This is a genomic window from Microbacterium saperdae, assembly GCF_006716345.1.
Taxonomy (GTDB): domain Bacteria; phylum Actinomycetota; class Actinomycetes; order Actinomycetales; family Microbacteriaceae; genus Microbacterium; species Microbacterium saperdae.
This window is the reverse complement of record NZ_VFOX01000002.1, coordinates 1197050-1210801: the sequence shown is the minus strand read 5'-3', so window position 1 is coordinate 1210801 and position 13752 is coordinate 1197050. Positions and strand designations below refer to the sequence as shown.

Annotated in this window: 15 protein-coding genes; 8 read left to right on the top strand and 7 right to left on the bottom strand. The window is 68.7% G+C overall.

Translation table 11 applies throughout. The annotated features are described in order from the left end of the window. Positions 1-3: 3 nt before the first annotated feature. The 4 genes from resB to FB560_RS20385 are packed head-to-tail and all read right to left on the bottom strand — an operon-like array spanning position 4 to position 3681. A complete protein-coding gene (gene resB, locus FB560_RS20400; protein ID WP_141874523.1) occupies positions 4-1767 on the bottom strand; it encodes a cytochrome c biogenesis protein ResB in 1764 nt (587 codons plus the stop codon). Positions 1768-1786: 19 nt separating this feature from the next. Continuing rightward, positions 1787-2557 carry a cytochrome c biogenesis CcdA family protein gene (locus FB560_RS20395; RefSeq protein ID WP_141874522.1) on the bottom strand — a complete coding sequence of 257 codons (771 nt, stop codon included), beginning with the start codon at positions 2555-2557 and terminating at the stop codon, positions 1787-1789. Between the two features lie 16 nt (positions 2558-2573). Continuing rightward, positions 2574-3224, bottom strand: coding sequence for a TlpA family protein disulfide reductase (locus FB560_RS20390; RefSeq protein ID WP_141874521.1), 651 nt, complete (start codon positions 3222-3224; stop codon positions 2574-2576). 52 nt (positions 3225-3276) lie between these two features. Further along, positions 3277-3681 (bottom strand): MerR family transcriptional regulator, encoded by a 405-nt coding sequence (locus FB560_RS20385; RefSeq protein WP_141874520.1) that lies wholly within the window; start codon positions 3679-3681, stop codon positions 3277-3279. 62 nt (positions 3682-3743) lie between these two features. Here FB560_RS20385 and FB560_RS20380 point away from each other — a divergent pair, with 62 nt between their 5' ends. Beyond that, positions 3744-4649, top strand: a complete 906-nt coding sequence (locus FB560_RS20380) for an NAD(P)/FAD-dependent oxidoreductase (RefSeq protein WP_141874519.1) — start codon at positions 3744-3746, stop codon at positions 4647-4649. 4 nt (positions 4650-4653) lie between these two features. Here FB560_RS20380 and FB560_RS20375 read toward each other — a convergent pair whose 3' ends face one another. Further along, complete coding sequence (locus tag FB560_RS20375; protein WP_141874518.1) at positions 4654-5283, bottom strand: histidine phosphatase family protein; 630 nt, start codon at positions 5281-5283, stop codon at positions 4654-4656. A 1-nt stretch (position 5284) separates the two neighbouring features. Next, a complete protein-coding gene (locus FB560_RS20370) occupies positions 5285-5659 on the bottom strand; it encodes a DUF5684 domain-containing protein (protein ID WP_141874517.1) in 375 nt (124 codons plus the stop codon). Between the two features lie 141 nt (positions 5660-5800). Between FB560_RS20370 and aspS the strand changes: the two genes are divergently transcribed. Next, the gene (gene aspS / locus FB560_RS20365; protein ID WP_141874516.1) at positions 5801-7579 is read left to right on the top strand and encodes an aspartate--tRNA ligase; all 1779 of its coding nucleotides are present in this window, start codon (positions 5801-5803) and stop codon (positions 7577-7579) included. A gap of 173 nt (positions 7580-7752) precedes the next feature. Here the strand turns inward: aspS and FB560_RS20360 are convergent, their stop codons facing one another. After that, positions 7753-8580: a sulfite exporter TauE/SafE family protein gene (locus tag FB560_RS20360; protein WP_141874515.1), complete on the bottom strand. Its 828-nt coding sequence runs from the start codon at positions 8578-8580 to the stop codon at positions 7753-7755. A gap of 192 nt (positions 8581-8772) precedes the next feature. Between FB560_RS20360 and FB560_RS20355 the strand changes: the two genes are divergently transcribed. The 6 genes from FB560_RS20355 to FB560_RS20330 all read left to right on the top strand — a co-directional run bounded on the left by FB560_RS20355 (position 8773) and on the right by FB560_RS20330 (position 13657). Further along, entirely contained in the window at positions 8773-9285 is a 513-nt protein-coding gene (locus tag FB560_RS20355; protein ID WP_141874514.1) for a GNAT family N-acetyltransferase, read from the top strand. Between the two features lie 136 nt (positions 9286-9421). Continuing rightward, positions 9422-10564 carry an ABC transporter substrate-binding protein gene (locus tag FB560_RS20350; protein ID WP_141874513.1) on the top strand — a complete coding sequence of 381 codons (1143 nt, stop codon included), beginning with the start codon at positions 9422-9424 and terminating at the stop codon, positions 10562-10564. Beyond that, positions 10561-11499 carry an ABC transporter permease gene (locus FB560_RS20345; protein ID WP_170198225.1) on the top strand — a complete coding sequence of 313 codons (939 nt, stop codon included), beginning with the start codon at positions 10561-10563 and terminating at the stop codon, positions 11497-11499. The genes FB560_RS20350 and FB560_RS20345 overlap by 4 nt, the downstream gene beginning before the upstream one ends. After that, positions 11496-12287 (top strand): ABC transporter permease, encoded by a 792-nt coding sequence (locus tag FB560_RS20340; RefSeq protein ID WP_141874511.1) that lies wholly within the window; start codon positions 11496-11498, stop codon positions 12285-12287. Before FB560_RS20345 ends, FB560_RS20340 begins: the two co-directional genes overlap by 4 nt. Continuing rightward, entirely contained in the window at positions 12284-13375 is a 1092-nt protein-coding gene (locus FB560_RS20335) for an ABC transporter ATP-binding protein (protein ID WP_141874510.1), read from the top strand. The genes FB560_RS20340 and FB560_RS20335 overlap by 4 nt, the downstream gene beginning before the upstream one ends. A 105-nt stretch (positions 13376-13480) precedes the next feature. Continuing rightward, a complete protein-coding gene (locus FB560_RS20330; protein ID WP_141874509.1) occupies positions 13481-13657 on the top strand; it encodes a YegP family protein in 177 nt (58 codons plus the stop codon). Positions 13658-13752: the final 95 nt, after the last annotated feature.

The following is a 13752-nucleotide window of genomic DNA, read 5'->3' as shown; positions in this document are numbered from 1 at the left end:
GTGTCAGTCTACTTTCGGGGTGTCGGATGCGGAGGCGACGTCGGGAGTCGCTGAGCCCGTCGACGCATCCTCCGCGGCGACAGCAGCCGAGCCGCCGTCCGCGTCGAGCAGGCGGGCGTGACCGGCGACCAGGTCGTCGAGGGCGATCGCGATGGTGGGGTCCTCACCGCGCGCGAGTCCGGCGTACTCGAGGGCGATGCCGTCCGCGTTCGCCGTGGCCTTGACCCACACGCGGCGGCGGGGGACGAACAGGGCGAGCATCAGTCCGCCCAGCGCGAGCAGCGCGAAGCCGAGCACCCAGGGCCCCGAGTCATCGCGGTGGATCTGCAGCGAGGCGAAGCGCTTGACGGACTGCGAGGCGTCCGTGGCACCAGCCGGAGAGTCGTCCTCGAAGGTCACGGTGCCCATGCCGTCGGGCAGATCGGCGGTGTCGCCGGGGGTGAGCTGGATCGACTCGACGTCCGTCGTGCGCCCGGTGAGCTTGGTCAGATCGCTGGTGTCGAGCACATACACAGAGCGGGGAGTGCCCTCGTTGATGCCGAGATCGCCCGAGTAGACGTCGAGCGTCAGCGTCGGGTTCGTGAGGTCGCCGTAGGCGGAGAAGAACGCACCGCTCTCGAGCACGCCCGTGGTCGGGTAGAAGAACCCCAGCAGACCCAGCTGCTCCGGCAGCCCGTCCGTGATCTTGATCACGCCGAGCGACGTCATCTGGGTGTCCTGCGGCAGGAAGGGCGTGCTGCCGGTGAACACCACGTCGCCGTCGGCGTTGCGCACCGTGATGGTGGGGGCGTAGCCGTTGCCGAGCAGGAAGACATTGTCGTCAGCGACCGCGAGCGGGTGGTTCACCTGCACGGAGCCGGTGCGCTCCTCGCCGTTCTCCTTCACGGTGACGTCGGCGGAGAAGTCGCCCGCCTGCCCGGAGCCGGGCTCGCCGAAGGGCTGGTAGCTCACGTCGAAGGAGTCGAGCCGCATGGAGTACGGCGCCAGGGCGTCGTCGCCGACGAAGCGGCCGCGGTTCATCGAGTCGTAGTCGACCAGGGTGTTCGCGAACGTCTCTCCCTCGACCAGCACGCGCTGCCCGGTGTAGGAGAACCCTCCGCCGATGCCGACCGTGATCAGCACGCCCACCAGAGCCAGGTGGAAGAGCAGGTTGCCGGTCTCCCGCCAGTAGCCGCGCTCGGCCGACACCGAGAACGTGCGGCCGCGGTCGTACCGCTCCACGCGGTAGCCCAGGGCCTTGAGCTGCGAGGTCGCGATCTCGACGGATGCGGCGGCGGCGGACTCGGGCTCCGCGGCGGTGCGCTGCACCGAGCGGAAGTCCTCGAGTCGCTGCAGACGTGCCGGGGTGCGGGGCGGCCGGGCCCGCAGCGCCTTGGCATGGTGCTTGATGCGCGGGATGACGCAGCCGACGAGCGAGGCGAACAGCAGCAGGTAGATCGCGGAGAACCACGGCGACAGGTAGACGTCGAAGAGCTTGAGCCCGTCGAGGATCGGGAAGATGTCGGGGTTGTCGCGCTGCCACTGCGTGACGCCGTTGGGGTCGGCCATGCGCTGCGGGAAGATCGAGCCGGGGATCGCGGCGATCGCGAGCACGAGCAGCAGCACGAGTGCGGTGCGCATCGAGGTCAGCTGACGCCACCCCCAGCGCAGCCATCCGACCAGACCCAGCCGCGGCTGCGCGATCGAATCGTCTCCGTCGATGTGGTCGGAGGGGCGGAGCGGATCAGACGCGTCGCTGTTCTTCTTGTTCACGGCGGCCTTGGTCATGTCGTCTGCGTTCTTCTCATCAGATGGGGAGCGGGACACTGCTGATCACCGCCGTCAATCGCGACATGATGTCGGTCCAGAGCCCGGTGACCATCAGCACGCCCAGCACGATCAGCAGCACGCCGCCGATGATGTTGACGATGCGGATGTGACGGCGGAGGAACCCGACGGTCTTGGTCGCCCAGCCGAAGCCCAGCGCCACGAGCAGGAACGGGATGCCGAGGCCGAGCGAGTAGGCCAGACCGAGGAATCCGGCGCGCACCGGGTCTCCGGCGTTGAACGACAGGGCGACGATCGCGGCGAGGGTCGGGCCCATGCACGGCGCCCAGCCGATGCCGAGCGCGATGCCGAGGAGGGGGGCGCCGATCACGCCGAACTTGGAGTCGACGTGGAAGCGGAACTCGCGCTGGGCGAACCCGAAGAGGCCGAGGAAGACCAGTCCCATCAGGATGATGACGACGCCGAGGATGCGGGTGATCAGGTCGCCCCAGCGGAGGAAGAACACACCGGCGGTGCCGCCGAGCACCGTCAGGGCGATGAAGACCACGCTGAACCCGAGGATGAAGAGCAGCACGCCGAGCACGAGTCGGCCACGACCACTGCCCGCGGCATCCGGGGAACCTGCGGCGCTCCCCTGGGGCCGCGGCGCCACCGCACCGCCGAGGAAGCCCAGGTATCCGGGGACCAGAGGCAGCACGCAGGGCGAGAGGAAGGAGACGAGTCCCGCGAGCATCGCGACCGGGATCGCGAGCCAGAGGGCACCGGATCCGATGATGGCTTCAGCGTTCACAACGCTCCCGCACGATTCACGACTTCTCCGCGAGCGCGTCCTTGACGAGCGTGGAGAGGATCGAGGTGCCGTCGATGGGGCCGATGATGCGCGCGGCGACACGGCCCTGCTTGTCGAGCACGAGCGTCGTCGGGGTCGCCGCGATCGGAACGGCCTCCGCGAACGCGAGCTTCGCCTCGGCCGTGTCGACGTCGATCAGACTCGGGTAGGTGACGCCGAACTCTTCGGAGAAGGCCTTCGCGGTGTCGGCCTGGTCACGCGTGTTGATGCCGACGAAGGAAACGCCCTGGTCTTCGTACTGCTGCCAGACGCTCTCGAGGTCTTCGGCTTCCACGCGGCACGGAGCACACCCGGCGTACCAGAAGTTGACGACCGTGACCTGACCCGCGAGGTCGGCGCTGTCGAAGGTCTCGCCGTCCTCGGTGACACCACCGAAGGCGACGGTCTCTCCGCGATCGGCGACAGGGATCTCCACGATCGCGCCGTCGGCCGCCACGTAGCCGGTGTTCTCACCGCTCAGGAACGATTCGCTCACCGGATCGGGAGCGCAGGCGCTCAGACCGATCGCCAAAACGGCGGCGAGCGCGGCCCCGAGCGCACGGCGTGAACGCACGGTGCGGGAGGAGCGGCCGCTGCGGGGCGGAATGACCGTCGAGGCGAGTGGCACGATTCCCAGTTTACGCAAGGGTTCCTATGCGTGGGCCGGACGCAGCGCCTCCTCAGAACCGCGCGAGAACGTCCGCAACCCCCGCCCGGAACCGGGGGCAGGTGGCGATGTCGTGCGACCGGCAGCGCATGGCGTGCTCGGTCATCTCACGCGAGCGCCGCATCTCCTCCATCCGCCGATCGATGTCGTCGAGGTGCTCCTGCAGCACCTGGTGGCGCCCTGCGCTGCCGTCGTCGAGCAGCACGCCGATCTGCTCCAGGCTCATGCCCGCCGCCTTGCTGCGCTGGATCACCGCGATGCGCACGACCTCGTCCTCGCCGTAGCGCCGGCGACCGGCCGGGTCTCTCACGGGCCGCAGCAGGCCGACGGTCTCCCAGTGCCGGAGCACGTTGGTCGGCAGATCGAAGCGCGCGGCGACCTCGCCGACGGACCATGGGCTCTGCGAGCTTGACTTCATGTTGACATGAAGTCACAGACTGGCGAAGAACACAAGACCGAACGGCGGAAGGACCCTCCCCCATGTATGACGCGATCGTGATCGGCGCCGGCCCCGCAGGACTCCAGGCCGCACTCACCCTGGGGCGGATGCACCGCTCAGCCCTGCTTCTCGACTCGGGCGAGTACCGCAACGGCACCGTCCTGCACATGCACAACGTGATCGGGAACGACGGCACCCCGCCCGCGGAGTTCCGCGCGACCGCTCGCGGGCAGCTCGGTGCCTACGACGACGTGGAGATCCGCGATGTTCGCGTGGAGAGCGTGTCGGGCACCGAGGGCGACTTCACGGTGACACTCGCCGACGGCTCCACTGCAGCGGGGCGCAACATCATCCTCGCGACCGGAGTGGTCGACGAACTACCCGAGGTCGACGGGCTGTCAGCGCTGTGGGGTACGCGCGCCTTCGCGTGCCCGTTCTGCGACGGACACGAGCACGCGGGGAAGCCGATCGCGATCCTCGGCGGCGCAGCCCGCGCCGCGCACCTGATCGGTCTGCTCGGCCGGATCGTGAGCGAGATCACGGTGGTCCCCGTCGAGGAGACCTTCACCCCCGAAGAGGTCGCCTCTCTCGAGTCCCTCGGCGTCAGGGTGAGCGACTCCGGCGTCGTCTCGGTCTCGAGTGCGGACTCCGGTGTCGCGGTGCACACCGCTGACACCGAGCGCGCCGTCGCGGGCGTGTTCATCGCGTCCGGCACGATGCGTCAGCGCGCCCCCTTCGCCGCGCAACTGGACCTGCGGATGCTGGACTCCGGCGCGATCGAGGTCGACGACTTCGGCCGCACCTCGGCACCGGGGGTCTTCGCCGCCGGCGACCTCGCCCACCGCGCCGCACTCCCCGGCCCGATGGCAGCCGTGATGGTGGCGGCGACGGCAGGGCAGCTCGCCGCGGTGGGCGTCATCCAGTCACTGCTGGCCGCCGAGCACTGACGACTCAGACCGCTCCGACGTCCACGGCGCCTTCGGTCGTCGCCGGCTCCGCATAGGCGACCTCGCGCCACACGTCGCCGACGAGCTCGAAGGACGTGACGCTCGACAGGGCGCAGCGCCGCGTGCGCGGGTCGTGCCGCAACGGCAGGCCTGCCACGCGGAGGTGCGTGATCCAGATCGGCGCCTGGTGCGAGACCATGACGACGTCGCCGCCATCCGCCGTCCGCCAGGCCTCGCCCATGGCGCTCAGCATCCGCTCCGCGATCGAGGAGTACGGCTCGCCCCAGCTCGGCACGGAAGGCTGACGCAGATGCCACCAGTTCAGCGGGTTCATGAGGGAACGCCGCATCTGCGTGCCCTCGAACACGTTCGTCGGCTCGATGATGCGGATGTCGATCTCGGGCACCAGGTCGAATCGTTCCGCGAACGGCTCCGACGACTCCTGGGCCCGCTCCAGAGGCGAGGAGTACAGCGCGGCGACCGGCCGATCCAGAGCGGCCACGTGATCGGCGGCCGCCTGCGCCATGCGACGTCCGGCCGTGCTCAGGTGGTAGTCGGGCAGCCGCCCGTAGAGCACGCGTGCAGGATTGTGCACCTCTCCGTGGCGGACGAGGTGCAGTCGCGTCGCCGGCACGTCAGGCCTTGCTGTAGCGGGAGTCCCCGAACCCGAGGATCAGGTAGCCGATGTAGGGGAAGACGAAGAGCAGGAAGAAGGAGAACACCCCGCCCTTTCCGAAGCGCTCACCGAGCTTGATCGCCACGATGATGCCGAACACGAAGCCGACGATCGGGATGATGTACAGCAGCGCGAGCCATCCGGACATCCCGGCGATGCGCACCAGGATGACGATGTTCACGATCGGGATGATCGCGAGGATGCCGGGGTACCCCGCCTTGGAGAACACCTTCCACAGGCCGATGGCCACCAGGACGTAGAAGACGAGTGCGATCAGTCCGGTGGTTCCGGAGAAGATCGACGCGTAGAGGTCAGCGATGCCGTTGGAGTCCACGGTGCACCCTTTCTGTGTGGAGGCTGTGTCGTGGCGATCATACTGAGGATCCCCTTCCGCCCGGAGAACACGCCGGAGGAGGCCCGACCGCCCACGTAGACTGGGCGGGTTCACCCTTTCGCAGATCAGAAGGAATTCTCCGTGCTTCGCACCCACTCGGCAGGCTCACTGCGAGCCGAGCACATCGGTCAGACCGTCACCCTCTCGGGTTGGGTCGATCGCCGTCGTGACCACGGAGGAGTCGCCTTCATCGATCTGCGGGATGCCTCGGGCATCGCCCAGGTCGTCATCCGCGACGAGGAGACCGCCCACCCGCTGCGCAACGAGTTCGTGCTCAAGGTCACGGGCGTCGTGTCGCAGCGTCCCGAGGGCAACGCGAACCCGAACCTGCCGACCGGCGAGATCGAGCTGATCGCCGCGGACGTCGAGGTGCTGAACGAGTCCGCTCCGCTCCCCTTCCAGGTCTCCACGGCGCTCGCCGACAGCGAGACCGTCGGCGAAGAGGCGCGCCTCAAGTACCGCTACCTCGACCTGCGTCGTCCGGCACAGGCGTCCGCACTGCGCCTGCGCTCGAACGTCTACAAGGCGATCCGCGACGTGCTGCACGCCGAGGACTTCACCGAGGTAGAGACCCCGACGCTCACCCGTTCCACTCCGGAGGGCGCCCGCGACTTCCTGGTCCCCGCGCGCCTGAGCCCCGGCAGCTGGTACGCCCTGCCGCAGTCGCCGCAGCTTTTCAAGCAGCTGCTCATGGTCGGTGGCGTGGAGAAGTACTTCCAGATCGCGCGCTGCTACCGCGACGAGGACTTCCGCGCCGACCGCCAGCCCGAGTTCACGCAGCTCGACATCGAGATGAGCTTCGTCGACCAGGAAGACGTCATCACGCTGATGGAGTCCCTCATCCAGGCGATGTGGGCGACCATCGGCGTCGAGGTCGCGCTGCCGCTGCCGCGCATGACCTACGCCGACGCCATGGCCAAGTACGGCTCGGACAAGCCCGACCTGCGCTTCGGTCTCGAGCTGGTCGATGCGACCGCGTACTTCCAGGACACCCCGTTCCGCGTCTTCCAGGCCGAGTACGTCGGTGCCGTCGTCATGCCCGGCGGCGCGAGCCAGCCGCGCAAGCAGCTCGACGCCTGGCAGGACTGGGCGAAGCAGCGCGGCGCCCGCGGCCTGGCTTATGTGCTCTTCAACGAGGACGGCTCGCTCGGTGGCCCCGCCGCCAAGAACCTGTCCGAGGCAGAGCAGGCCGGACTCGCGGAGTTCGTCGGCGCGAGCGCGGGCGACTGCGTGTTCTTCGCCGCCGGTGCCACGAAGGAGAGCCGCGCTCTCCTCGGTGCCGCACGCGTCGAGATCGGACGCCGCCTCGGCTACCTGAACCCGGATGAGTTCGCCTTCAGCTGGGTGGTCGACGCCCCCATGTTCGAGCCGGCGGCTGACGCTGTGGCCTCCGGAGACGTCGCGGTCGGCGCCGGTGCGTGGACGGCCGTGCACCACGCGTTCACCGGACCCAAGCCCGAGTTCCAGGACACGTTCGACACCGACCCCGGCTCTGCCCTCGCCTACGCGTACGACATCGTGTGCAACGGCTCGGAGCTCGGCGGCGGATCGATCCGCATCCACCGTGAAGACGTCCAGAAGCGCGTCTTCGAGGTCATGGGCATCAGCGACGAGCAGGCCGACGAGCAGTTCGGCTTCCTGCTCGACGCGTTCAAGTTCGGTGCCCCGCCGCACGGTGGAATCGCGCTCGGCATGGACCGTGTGCTGCAGCACCTGACCAAGACCGAGTCGATCCGCGAGGTCATCGCGTTCCCGAAGTCCGGCAACGGCTTCGACCCGCTGACCTCCGCTCCGGCGCCGATCACCGACGCGCAGCGCGCCGAGGCCGGCGTCGACTACGAGCCCGAGGACGAGGCCTGACCCTCACGCCCCCGCGGCGATGAACCTGGCACCTCGTGCCGGAATAGCTGAGGCATTCCGGCACGAGGTGCCACTTTCGTTTCTGGTGCCGACGCGAAGTCGGCACCTGTCGACGCTGAAGTGGGCGAGTTCCGACCACGGGTGTCAACTCTGGCCGCCCGGGGCTCCGGGGCTCAGCCGAGCGAGGCGAACGCCGGCAGGATGTTCTCGTTCCACACGTCGACACCGAGCTTCGCGATCAGTCCGATCACGACCACGAGGAACACCACCCGGATGAACGTCGTGCCGCGTGCGATCGCCATGCGCGAGCCGAGGTAGCTCCCGGCGACGTTCGCCACCGCGAGGATGCCGCCGAGCAGCCACAGCACCGATCCGTGCGGGATGAACAGCAGCAGCGCTCCGAGGTTGGTCGCGAAGTTCACGATCTTGGCCTTGGCGCTCGCCTGCAGGAAGTCATAGCCCATCAGCGCGACGAGGGTGATGACCAGGAACGTCCCCGTGCCCGGCCCGATCATGCCGTCGTAGAAGCCGATCCCGAGGCCGGCCGCCCCCGCCATGATGTGGTGCTTGTGGCCGCTGAAGCGCAGCTTCGTCGCGGCACCCATCTGCGGTCGGAATGCCGTGAACAGCGCGACGGCCAGCAGAGCGACGACGATGATCGGCTTGAACGCGGCCGGCGGGAGGATCGTCGCGACCGCGGCTCCCCCGAAGGATCCGACCAGGGCGATCACCGCCATCGGCAACGCCGTGCGGATGTCAGGTTTCGCGCGCCGATAGTAGGTGACGCTGCTCGTGGCCGTGCCGAAGACCGAGGCGAACTTGTTCGTCGCGAGTGCCTGCACCGGCGCGATGCCCGGTATCAGGAGCAGCATGGGCAGCTGCAGCAGTCCGCCGCCGCCGACCACCGCATCGATCCAGCCCGCGCCGAACGCGGCGAGGACCACCAGCAGCAGCATGCCCCAGGTGAGCTGCTCGAGGCCGAGCACTGCGCCGATATCCATCAGGTCAGGATGCCAGACCGGCGGGGCTCCGGCCGACGCCGGCCCGCGTCCACAACTCAGGATCCTTGCCGCCGTAACTCCGGAGAATCACGGTGCCTCGGGCCCAGCGGCCCAGTTCCGCGCCGAAACACTCCAGATCTCCGGAGTTGTGGCAGCGGGCAGCCTGAGTTACGGCGCTGACAGACTGGAGCCATGCTCGACGCGCTCCCCCTCCCCCACTCCTTCGACTCCCGCGCCGGTCGTGCCGTGCTGCGCCGCGCCACGACCGCGGATGCGGATGCCGTGATCGCCCTGCTCGCGGACGACCCGATCAGTGCGGCACGCGGCGATGTCGCATCCGAGGCTGATCGCCCGGCGTACTCCCGCGCACTCGCCGAGATCCTCGCCGAACCGTCGAACGATCTCCTGGTCGTCGAGCTCGACGGGGCGATCGTCGGCACCCTGCAACTCACCTCGATCCCCGGCATGGCCCGACGGGGCGCGAGGCGTCTGCTCGTGGAAGCCGTGCGGGTGCGCAGCGATCTGCGCTCCTCCGGCATCGGATCCGCCGTGATGCGCTGGGTCGGCGAAGCAGCAGCTCCCGCGCTCGGCGCGGCGATGGTGCAGCTCACCTCGGATGCCGCCCGCACCGAGGCGCACCGCTTCTACGAGCGACTCGGCTACGTCGGCTCCCACCTCGGCTTCAAGTACACGGTCGGCGGCTGACCGGCCGGCGTGGACCTCGCCCGCCACCCGCCGGACACCGTTCGTTCACCCGACCCGCGACGACCGGTAACCCCCGCCCCGTAGCGTCCTCTCGCAACCCCGAACCGGCGATCGCCGGACACCCGAGAGGACACTCATGGCTCGCTTCACCCGCCGCGCGCGCATCGGCGCCGGCATCGCCCTGGCCACCACGGCAGCGCTCGCACTCACTTCCTGCGCCGGCGCGACCGACGCACCCGCTTCCGGTGGCGACTCCGACGTGGACGCCACGACGGCTACCTCCGTCGCCGACTTCGGCACCTTCGCCGAGCTCGAGGCCGCTGCCAAGGCGGAGGGGTCCCTCAACGTCATCGCGCTTCCCCGCGACTGGGCCAACTACGGCGAGGTCCTCGACCTGTTCGCCGAGAAGTACCCCGAGATCACGATCAACGAGGCCTCGCCCGATGTCTCGAGCGCCGAGGAGATCCAGGCGGCGGAGACCAACAAGGGTCTCGACACGGCTCCCGACGTGTTCGACCTCGGTCTGACCGTCGCCCTGCAGAACACCGACACCTTCGCCCCCTACAAGGTGCAGACGTGGGATGACATCCCCGACGAGCTCAAAGAGCCCACCGGCCTCTTCGTCGGCGACTACGGCGGATACATGTCGATCGGCTACGACTCCTCGAAGTTCGACGCTCCTGCCGAGCTCTCCGACCTGCTGTCGGCCGACTACAAGGGCGCTGTCGCGATCAACGGCGACCCGACCCAGGCCGGTGCCGCTTTCGCCGCGGTCGGCCTCGCGACCGTCCAGTCCGACGGATCGCTCGACGACTTCCAGCCGGGCATCGATTTCTTCTCCGAGCTGCAGAAGGCCGGCAACCTGCTCAAGGTCGACGTCACCACCGCGACGATCGCCAGCGGTGAGACTCCGGTCGTCTTCGACTGGGACTACCTGAACGCCTCGCACACCGCCGACAACGAGAACTGGAAGGTCGTCGTCTTCGACGGCACCGGTTACGCCGGCTACTACAACCAGGCCATCAACGTCGACGCTCCGCACCCGGCCGCTGCGCGCCTGTGGCAGGAGTTCCTCTACAGCGACGAGGTGCAGAACCTGTGGCTGAAGGGTGGCGCGCGCCCGGCACGCATGGAGGCCATGACCGAGGCCGGCACGATCGACGCCGACCTGGCGGCCGCCCTGCCCGAGGCACCGGAGGAGACCGTCGTCCCGACCGAGGAGCAGTCCACCAACGCCGGCACCCTGCTCGGCGAGAAGTGGGCAGCGGCGGTCCAGTGACCACCCTTTCCGCACCGGGGACGGATGCTGCGGCATCCGTCCCCGCCACCCCCGCCGGGTCCTCGCACAGCGCGAGGGCCCGGCGGTCCGCGCCGTCGCTGGCCTGGTTGGGGCTGGTCCCTTTCGCCGCCTACGTCGTGCTGTTCCTGGCGGTGCCGACCGTCCTCGCGATCGGCTCCGGCTTCTTCACGAAAGACGGCTCCTTCACCTGGACGAACATCTCGGCGCTGGGCGATCCAGTCGTGCTGAACACCTTCGCCAACTCGGCCGGTCTCTCCCTGGGCACCGCGGTCGTCGGGGCCGTCGTGGGCGCCCTGGTCTGCTACGCCCTCCTGGGCATGAACCCCGACGGGGCCGTCCGCGCGAGCGTCGATGCCGCGGCCGGTGTGTTCGCCCAGTTCGGCGGCGTCATGCTCGCCTTCGCCTTCATCGCGACGATCGGCATCCAGGGCATCATCACCGTCTTCCTCAAAGAGACCTTCGGCGTCAACATCTTCGAGAACGGCACCTGGCTGTATGAGCTGCCCGGCCTGATCCTGCCGTACATCTACTTCCAGATCCCTCTGATGGTGATCACGTTCATGCCCGCCCTCGCCGCGCTCAAGCCGCAGTGGGCTGAGGCGAACCTCACGCTCGGCGGTACTCGTGCCAGCTTCTGGCTCCGTATCGGCATCCCCGTGCTCGCCCCCTCGTTCCTCGCCAGCCTGCTGCTGCTGTTCGCGAACGCGTTCTCCTCGTACGCCACGGCCGCCGCGCTCGCCAGCCAGGGCTCGCAGATCGTCCCCCTGCAGATCCGCACCGCGCTCACGAGCGAGACGGTCCTGGGCAGGGAGAACCTGGCCGGCGCGCTCGCGCTCGGCATGATCGTCATCGTCGGAGTGGTCATGGCCCTGTACTCGCTCGTCCAGCGTCGGGCCGCGAGGTGGCAGTTATGAACCGGCTCGCCCCGTCTCCCGTGACGCGCTGGATCATCGGCATCCTCGTCGGCGCGTTCTTCGCGATCCCCCTGGTGTCGACGTTCCTCTTCACCCTCCGCGGCAAGGAGGGCCTGTCGCTCGAGCACTGGATCGCCCTGTTCGATCCCGCCGCCTCCGCGGCGATCAAGCCGATCTGGACGGGTCTGGGGAACTCCCTGATCCTGGCCGTCGTCACGGTGGCGATCGTGCTGCTGGTGCTCGCGCCGACCATGATCCTGGTGAACCTGCGCTTCGGCACACTCAAGCCGATCTTCGAGTTCGCGGTGCTCCTGCCGATCTCGATCCCCGCGATCGTGCTCGTGGTCGGACTCGCACCGATCTATCTGCAGATCGGTCGCACACTCGGCACCGGCACATGGACCCTGGCGTTCGCCTACGGCGTCACGGTGCTGCCGTTCGCCTACCGCTCGATCCAGGCATCCATCGATGCCGCCGATCTGCGCACGCTGTCGGAGGCCGCACGGTCGCTCGGCGCGAGCTGGCCGACGGTCGTCCTGAAGGTGCTCGCACCCAACCTTCGCCAGGGACTCCTCGCGGCGTCGCTCATCTCGATCGCGGTCGTGCTGGGCGAGTTCACGATCGCCTCGCTGCTCAACCGTCAGGTGTTCCAGACGGCCATGGTGGTGGTGCAGAAGCAGGACCCGTACGCCCCGGCGATCTTCACGCTGCTCGCGCTGGCGTTCGTCTTCACCCTGCTCCTCCTCATCGGCCGCGTCGCCCGCGGCAACGGAAAGGCCCGTTCATGACCCTCGACCATGCACTCCCCCGCACGAAGGACAATCTGCTGCTCGCCGAGGCGGGTGAGGGCACCCGTGTCGAGCTCCAGGGCATCGTCAAGAGCTATGCGGGGACGCGCGTGCTGCACGGCGTCGACCTCGACATCGCGCCCGGCGAGTTCGTCTCCCTGCTCGGCCCCTCCGGCTGCGGCAAGACGACCCTGCTGCGCGTGCTGGCCGGTCTCGAAGGGTCGGATGAGGGCGCGGTGCTCCTCGGCGGACGCGATGTGTCGCGCATCCCGACCAACAAGCGCGACATCGGCATGGTGTTCCAGTCGTATTCGCTGTTCCCGCACCTCCGCGTCGCCGAGAACACCGCGTTCGGCCTGCGTCGGCGCGGTGTCTCCGCCTCCGAGTCGTCGAAGCGCGCCCTCGATGCGCTGGCGCTGGTGGGCCTGGCCGACTTCGCCGACCGCTTCCCGCATCAGCTGTCGGGGGGCCAGCAGCAGCGCGTCGCCCTCGCCCGTGCCCTCGTCACCGAGCCCAAGGTGCTGCTGCTCGATGAGCCGCTCTCCGCGCTCGACGCCAAGGTGCGCGTGCAGTTGCGCGACGAGATCCGCCGCATCCAGCTGCGTCTCGGCATCACGACCGTGTTCGTGACGCACGACCAGGAGGAGGCACTGGCCGTCTCCGACCGGATCGCGGTCATGAACTCCGGACGGATCGAGCAGATCGGATCGCCCGAGCAGCTGTACACGACCCCTTCGACGGCCGGCGTCGCCGCGTTCGTCGGGCTGTCCAGCGTCGTCTCCGGAGTCGGCGAGGGTGACCACGTCGTGGTCTGGGGGCAGCGACTGCCGTTGCAGTCCCCGGCGATCGGCCCGGTCGACGTGTACCTGCGGCCCGAGAACGTCTTCTTCGCCAGCGAAGCGGATGCCGCCACCGACGCCCTGGTCGAGGAGAGCACCTTCCTCGGCAGCATGCGGCGAACCCTCGTGCGCACGGAGTCCGGCGAGCTCGTCCGCGTGCAGCACGCGCCCGGCATCCACCCCTCCTTCGGTGATCGCGTCCGCATCGCGATCGCCCCCGAACCCGTCGCGGTGCATCCGCGCGGCTAAGTTCGCTCGTCCCCCACAATTTCACTCTTCCCCCACATGTAGGGCGCGGGATAGCGTGAGCCCGGAGGAGCTCCGCTCCCTCGACCGACAGAGAAAGGACGCCTCATGGCAGGCAAGTTCGAGCTGTACACCGACAAGTCCGGAGAGTACCGGTTCCGTCTGAAGGCAGGAAACGGCGAGGTCATCGCCACGAGCGAGGGATACTCCTCGAAGGCCGGGGCGCTGAGCGGCATCGAGTCCGTCCAGCGCAACGCCCCCGGTGCCGAGGTCGTCGAGGTCTGACGCAGACACCCCCACTTCGCGAAGAGACCCCCCGATGCAGGTATCTGCACCAGGGGGTCTCTTTCGGTATCAGGCGGTCACGGCGACCGTGCGTA